This is a genomic window from Pseudomonas sp. NFACC14 (genome assembly GCF_900106885.1).
Taxonomy (GTDB): Bacteria; Pseudomonadota; Gammaproteobacteria; order Pseudomonadales; family Pseudomonadaceae; genus Aquipseudomonas; species Aquipseudomonas fluorescens_AA.
In genome coordinates this window covers 395,242-402,015 of sequence record NZ_FNOA01000003.1, presented here as the reverse complement: position 1 = coordinate 402,015, position 6,774 = coordinate 395,242, and the positions used below count along the sequence as shown (strand labels likewise).

4 protein-coding genes are annotated in these 6,774 nt (G+C 63.4%); all 4 read left to right on the top strand.

What is annotated here, in order from left to right:
• A partial coding sequence (locus BLU85_RS08515) for a hypothetical protein (protein WP_218190009.1) occupies positions 1 to 1,304 on the top strand: 1,304 nt, incomplete at its 5' end.
• 96 nt (positions 1,305 to 1,400) lie between these two features.
• On the top strand, positions 1,401 to 3,065 hold the full coding sequence (locus tag BLU85_RS08510) for a ShlB/FhaC/HecB family hemolysin secretion/activation protein (RefSeq protein ID WP_218190008.1): 1,665 nt from the start codon (positions 1,401 to 1,403) through the stop codon (positions 3,063 to 3,065).
• Between the two features lie 472 nt (positions 3,066 to 3,537).
• Positions 3,538 to 4,374 (top strand): response regulator transcription factor, encoded by an 837-nt coding sequence (locus BLU85_RS08505; protein WP_092205435.1) that lies wholly within the window; start codon positions 3,538 to 3,540, stop codon positions 4,372 to 4,374.
• Positions 4,374 to 6,773, top strand: a complete 2,400-nt coding sequence (locus BLU85_RS08500; RefSeq protein WP_092205434.1) for a hybrid sensor histidine kinase/response regulator — start codon at positions 4,374 to 4,376, stop codon at positions 6,771 to 6,773. The genes BLU85_RS08505 and BLU85_RS08500 overlap by 1 nt, the downstream gene beginning before the upstream one ends.
• Position 6,774: the final 1 nt, after the last annotated feature.

Here is a 6,774-nt window from a genome sequence, read left to right as displayed (position 1 = left end):
CCGGCGACGTCAGCATCGGCACCCAAGGTGACTTGGCGATCAACGAAGGGCTGGCCACCAGCGGCAATGTGTTCCTGAACATCAGCGGCAAGACCACCCAGGATGCCAACGGCAACATCACCGCCGATGGCCTGGCGCTCAAGGGCGGGGATTTCGATCTGCGCAACGCCAGCAACTGGGTCGGCGATATCGCCAGCCGAGCGAAGGATGTCAGCTTCGTCAATCGGACCGACGTCACCGTCGGCACGCTGACCGAGACGGCACTGGACGGCACCCAGCTGGATCAGATCGTCGGTATCGGCAACACTGGCAAAGTCCAGGTTGTGACGACCACCGGCAACATCACCCTGGCCGAGAACGTCAGCACCACCAGCAATGCCGCCGATGCGATCGTGCTCAACGCCGGTCAATCCGCTTCGGCGGGCGTGGCTGCGGGCGGTGACGTGAAGGCCGACGCGGGCGTGACGGTGTCGACCGGCGCCGGCGGCCGGGCAGTGATCTACACCGGTAGCCTCGCTGGCAGCACCCGCGTGGTGGATGTGGTCGGCAGTGGCAGCGGTAATTTCCGCTACAACAGTGACGAGCAACAGAGCAATTTCGGCAGGGCCTTGGGCAACACAGGCGTGTATGCCGTTTACCGCGAGCAACCCGTCCTGGTGGTGTCCACCAACGGTGCGACCACCCAGACCAAGGTGTTCGATGGCCAAACCACGTTCAACGGCGGCGGTATCGCCGGTTATGACGCCAACGGCCTGTGGAACGGCGACACCAAGCCGATGCTCGGCAACCCACTGTATTCGGTCGGCACTCAAGGCCCGGGTTCGCACCTGATCAACATCGGCGGGCTGGCTGACCTCGGTTACCTGATCGTCAGCAACCCGGCCAACGCCAATCTCACCGTGACGCCGTCGATTGATTATGACGCCGTGCGGCAGAGCGTCGCCGATGCGACACGCGTCGGCGCAGAGGTGAGTTCGCCCCATGCACCGGAGCTCAACCCGACCCAGGCGAAACCGGTCGACTGGTCTGATCACGGGGTCGATGACGGCGGTCTGTTGCTGGTGGACCAGGGCGGCACGCGTGCCAGCGGGAAGGCGGGCGACGGCGCGGGCGACGCCCTGGCGCAAGGCGACAGCGATTCGGCTGCCCAGGCCGAGGACACCGCCAGCGAGCGGGAACTGGCCGGGAACGTCTGCTCCGATGGTGGCGTATCCGAAGGCGGCGCCTGTGCGGCCTACCCACCGCAAACCGTGTTCGTCGTGCGCGGCGGTGTGCGCTTGCCGAGCCTGGCCATGCGTCCCTGATCCCTGACATCCACCTTTTCATTTGAAGGAACCCTTGGCCACGTCCCTGGACGTGGTCATGGGCTCAGGCAACCCGAATTATTCGAGATTGATCCCATGCAAAACAAACTGATGTCCTGCGCGGCCGGTCTGGCGTTGTTGTCCACTTCCCCGGCTTGGGCGGCGACCCTGCCGGCACGCCCGATCCCCGACGCCGGCCGTATCCTGCAGGAACTGCCGATTCCGCAGCAGGAACTGCCGCAAAGCATTCGCCTGGATATAGACGCACCACAACCAGAGCAGGAAAAAGTCGGCGGCGCCAAGGTCCAGCTCAACGCCGTCCATTTCACCGACAACACGCGCATCGACGAGGCCAGCCTGCAACGCGTCGTCGCCCCGGCTATCGGTCGAGCCCACGACCTGGACGAGCTGCGGGAAGTGGCCCGGCAGGTCACGCTTTACTACCGTGAGCAAGGTTACCCGTTTGCACGTGCCTATCTGCCGGCCCAACGCATGGCCAACGGTGAACTGACCATCGCGGTGATCGAAGGCCGTTATGGAAAAATCACCGCCACCAATGACGATGCGAAACTGGCCGCGCAGGCGCAGCCGTTCCTGGACGACTTGCAACCGGGCGACGTGATCGAGCGTGACCGGCTGGAGCGCAGCATATTGGTGCTCTCGGACTTGCCGGGCGTGGCTGTTCGGCCGGTGATCCGGCCAGGTGAGGCACTCGGCACGGGCGATCTCGATGCCAAAGTGAGCAAGACCGAGGCCTTCGAGGGCAAGGCCACCCTGGACAACCATGGCAATCGGTATTCGGGGCGCAATCGCCTGACGGTACAAGGCGATTGGAACAGCCCGCTGATGCTGGGCGACCGGCTCAGCGCCGCGGTGATGGCCACCGATGAAGACCTGTATTTCGGCAGCCTCGGCTACTCGATGCCATTGGGCACCTCTGGCCTGCGCGGCAACGTGGGTTACGCCCAGAGCTCCTACGACCTGGGCGCGGAATTCGCCGATCTGGGGGCCACCGGTACCGCTGAGGTCAGCAGCATCGGCTTGAGCTACCCGCTCCTGCGCAGCAACCAGGCGAACCTCATGTTGGCTGGGCAATACCAGCACAAGGAACTCGAGGATAAGTACGAAGTGCTGGGCCTCAGTTTTGAAAAAAGCAGCAACACGCTGCCCATCAGTTTGCAATTTGACGTGAGGGACACTTTGTTCGGCGGCGGCATCACCTACGGCGGCGCGACGCTGACCTACGGTGACCTGAAACTGGACTCGGCCCTGCGCGAGGGCGACCGCCAGACCGCCCAGACCGAGGGCAACTTCAGCAAAGTGAACGTCGACCTGGCGCGTCTGCAAGCGCTGCCGGCCAACTTCACGCTCTTCGCCCGTTTCCTCGGCCAGTGGAGCAACGACAACCTCGACTCCTCCGAAGACTTCAGCCTCGGCGGCATCGATGGCGTACGGGCTTATCCGCAAAGCGAAGGTTCGGGCGACGAAGGCATGCTGACCCAGATCGAGCTTCGCTACCCGATCGACAAGTTCACGCCCTACCTGTTCTGGGACGCCGGCAAGGTGCGCATCAACCACGACGAGTGGGCCGATGAGAAAAACACCCGCAGCATCTCCGGCGGCGGTGTGGGCCTGCGCGCTCAATACGGCCAACTCTCGTTCGACGCAACGGTCGCCTGGCGCCACTCCGGCGGCGAAGCGCAGAGCGACACGCGCCAGGAAAACCCGCAACTGCTCGCGCAGATCGGTTACTCGTTCTAAACGTTTCAAGGCGACCTGAAAGCATTGCTGTTCATTCAAGCCGTTCAACAAACCTGTGGCGAGGGGATTTATCCCCGTTGGGCTGTGCAGCAGCCCTCAAATCAAGCACCTCGGTGTGTCAGGAAGATTGAGTTTGCTGCTTTGGGGCTGCTTAGCAGCCCTACGGGGATAAATCCCCTCGCCACGGTTTAGTGAACAGCATCAACCCCGTTGGCCACTGCGCCTGGGCTTTTTTCCAGGCATAGCCCCCTCTCGTTCGATATCCCTTGCCACACGCCCCTGCGCCCCGCCCATAACGCCCCGTATCGGTAGGCGCCACGAGGGGACGACCATTTATCGCCGATTAAGAATTTGATAGCTTCAGTTCTCATTTGATCTGCCGCTATATCGGTTTGTTGCCGGCCCGAAACGTGCTTCCGCGCTTGGCAATTGCACGACAGCGACCCGGCTAAATACAAAAGAGACCTGGCGAATGGACAACGGACGATACGAAAGGCAGGTATTGACGGCGGCAGGCGCGGCGGCCTCCGAGCCATTGCCGCATATTCTGTTGATCGACGATGTCCCCGAAGACATCCGCGCCACGCTCATTCTGTTGAAGACCCAGCCCTGGCGCATTTCCCTGGCCAGCGATGCCTACCAGGGTTATCAACGCGCCCTTGCCCTGCGCCCGGACCTGATCGTCCTGGATGTGCACATGCCGCAAATGGACGGCTTCAGCCTGTGCCGGTTATTACGCGAGGCACCGGCCACCCGGCATACCCCGATCCTGTTTCTGTCGTCGGCCAATACGTCGTTGGAGCGGTTGGAAGGGTTGACCGTGGGCGCGGTGGACTACATCCCCAAATCCTGCGCCCCCGAGGAAGTCCTGGCACGCATCAGGATCCATCTGCAATTGACCTGGCGAGCGCCACCGCCCATTGCGGACCACCCGGCCGATCCGCAACCGCAAGGCGATGAAATCGTGCTGCGCGCGGCGATGCGACTGATCGAAAACCAGCTGGACGATATACCGTCCCTGGGCATGCTCGCGCAAAAAGTCGGCACTCATGAAAAACGCCTCTCCGCCATTTTTCGCGAACACCTGGGGATGACCGTGTTTGCCTACATTCGCGACGCGCGATTGCGACGCGGCCAGGAACTGCTCTCCGAAAGCGCCATGAGCGTGCAGGACGTCGCCGAAGTGGTGGGCTTTCGCAATGCCTGCAACTTCACCACCGCGTTTCGACAGCGAATCGGCATGACGCCCAGCCAGTTTCGCCAGCAGACCCTGGGCCTCGTGGATACAGAGTCGGTCGGACGCGCCTGATGCGGCTCCTACGGTTTCTGGTGCTGACGGTCGCCTTGTTGTCCGCCGGGCTGCTACACGCCGCGCCCGTGGAGCTGTGCCGGGCTGAGCGTCTGGACCTGATGCCTGCGGCGCAGATTTTCGAAGACGCCCAGGCCCGCTTGAGCCTCGAAGAAGTCGCCCGACTGCCCGACACCCGTTTCAACCCCGCCACCCCGCGCTGGCCGAGCGAAGGCTACAGCCGCTCCGCCTTCTGGTTGAAATGGCAGCTCACCAATTCCAGCGATGCGGCGTGCTCGCGCTTGCTGGTGGTCGGGGCGCCTCGCCTGGACGACATCCGTGTCTATCAATCGTCAGCCGGGCGCTGGCGTGAAACCCACGCCGGAGGTGCCTATCCCTTGGCCGAATGGCCCCAGCCGGCGGCGCGCCAACCGGCGTTCCCGGTGTCGTTGGCGGCGGGGGAGAGCGTCACGGTGTTCGTCCGCGTAACGAGCCATTTCCAGCTGTTGCTGGAGCCGGAGCTGTGGTCCGAACCGGTATTGCTGCGCAGCCAGCAGCAGACTTACCTGAGCGACGGGCTCGCCCTCGGCATTGTCCTGCTGGTCGTGCCGTTCGGCTTCATCGTCGGCTGGATCCTGCGCTCCCGATTGCTGAGCGTGAATGCGGGCGCGGTCCTGAGCTACATCCTGCTGACCTGCATCCTCAACGGCTACCTGATCTACTGGCCCACCGCGCTGGGCTGGACACGGGAGCTGCTGACTTGCGCCAGCGCCATCTCGTTCGTCCTGTTCCTCGCCTACTTCCGCGTGCTGTTGCAGGTGTCCGTCCTGCCCAAAGTCATTGGCTGGAGCTATTGGCTGCCGTTGTCAGGTTGTGTGCTCGGCCGACTCTGGTGGTTGAAAGTCGATCCCGTCCAGGGCGCGCAGATCGTCCAGATCTCCCTCCTGAGTTTCTACGGGGTGCTGCTCGTCACGCTGTTCATGGCCTGGCGCAGACGCCTGAGCTACAGCTGGCTGGCCTGGCTGGTGTCGGGGCTCTTGCTTGCGCAATTGCTGATGCGGATGCTTTTCCCCCAGGAACAATTGCCCTGGCAGTCGCCCCAGAGCAAATACAGCTTATCGTCCACACTCCCGGGTGTGGCGTTGCTGGTGTGCACCTTGATCATGGAAGTGGCCCGCAGCCGCAACCGCGAAAAACACGCCCTGACCACCCTCGAGCAACAACGCCAAGCCGAGCACGAACGCCTGGAAAGCACCGTGGCCCTGCGCACGTCGCAGTTGCGCGACTCCCTGGCGGCCCGCAGCGCGTTGATGGCGCGCATCAGCCACGACCTGCGCTCGCCGCTGGTGCGCATCATCGACTATGCGCGTCTGCTGCACGCCGGGCCCAACCGCGACTATCAGGCGACCATCGAGCGCAACGCCCGCCAGCAACTGGAACTGATCGACGAGATGCTCGAGTTTTCCCGTGGCGAGCTGGAGCAAATGCAACTGACCCTCGCGCCCGGCTACCTGTACGGGTTCCTCAACGAGATCGCAGACGAAGCGGGCTTTCTCGCCGCACGCCAGGGCAACACCTTCGAGGCGGTGCTGGCCAATGACTTGCCGCCACTGGTGGAGGCCGACTTCAAACGCCTTCGGCAGGTGCTCATGAACCTTCTGGCGAACGCGGCGAAATTCACCCGCAACGGCCAGATCCGCTTCGAAGTGGATTGGGCCCCGGGCGTGGCCGCCAACACCGTGGAACTGCGTTTCAGCGTGATCGACACCGGCATCGGCATCGACCCGCAAGAATTCGAACAACTGCTGCAACCGTTCCGCCGTGGCCGCAATGCCCAGCGCTACGAAGGCAGCGGACTGGGCTTGTCCATCGTCACGCAACTGCTGGAGCGCATGGACAGCCGCCTCGAACCCCAAGCCACCGGGCAGGGCAGCCACTTCAGTTTTCGCCTGCAATTGAATGGCGCCCAAGAACACGACCTGGAAAACGGCATCGTCGACAACAACGCCATGCCGTTTGACGGCCAGGGCAAACACGTCCTGCTGGTGGACGACGTCGAGCAGAACAGCGAATGGCTCTATGACTTGCTGGCGGGTTACGGTTTTGATGTGAGCATGGCGGCGAACGGCGAAGACGCCTTGGCCTGCCTGGCGCAGCAGCCAATCGACCTGCTGATCAGCGACCAGATGATGCCCGGCATGGACGGGTGGGCGCTGCTGCGCCACGTGCGCGAGCGTTGGCGCCATCTGCCGGTGATGCTCTATTCGGCGGTGCCGCCGCGCAGGCCGCAGGACTATCCAGAGGACCTGGCCTTCGACGCGGTCCTGCTCAAGCCCGCCGACAGCCGCGAATTGCTGGCGTGGGTCAAGGCACTGGCCTGCCCGGACACCACGCGTCGCGCGTTGGCTCGGGAGCACTAGG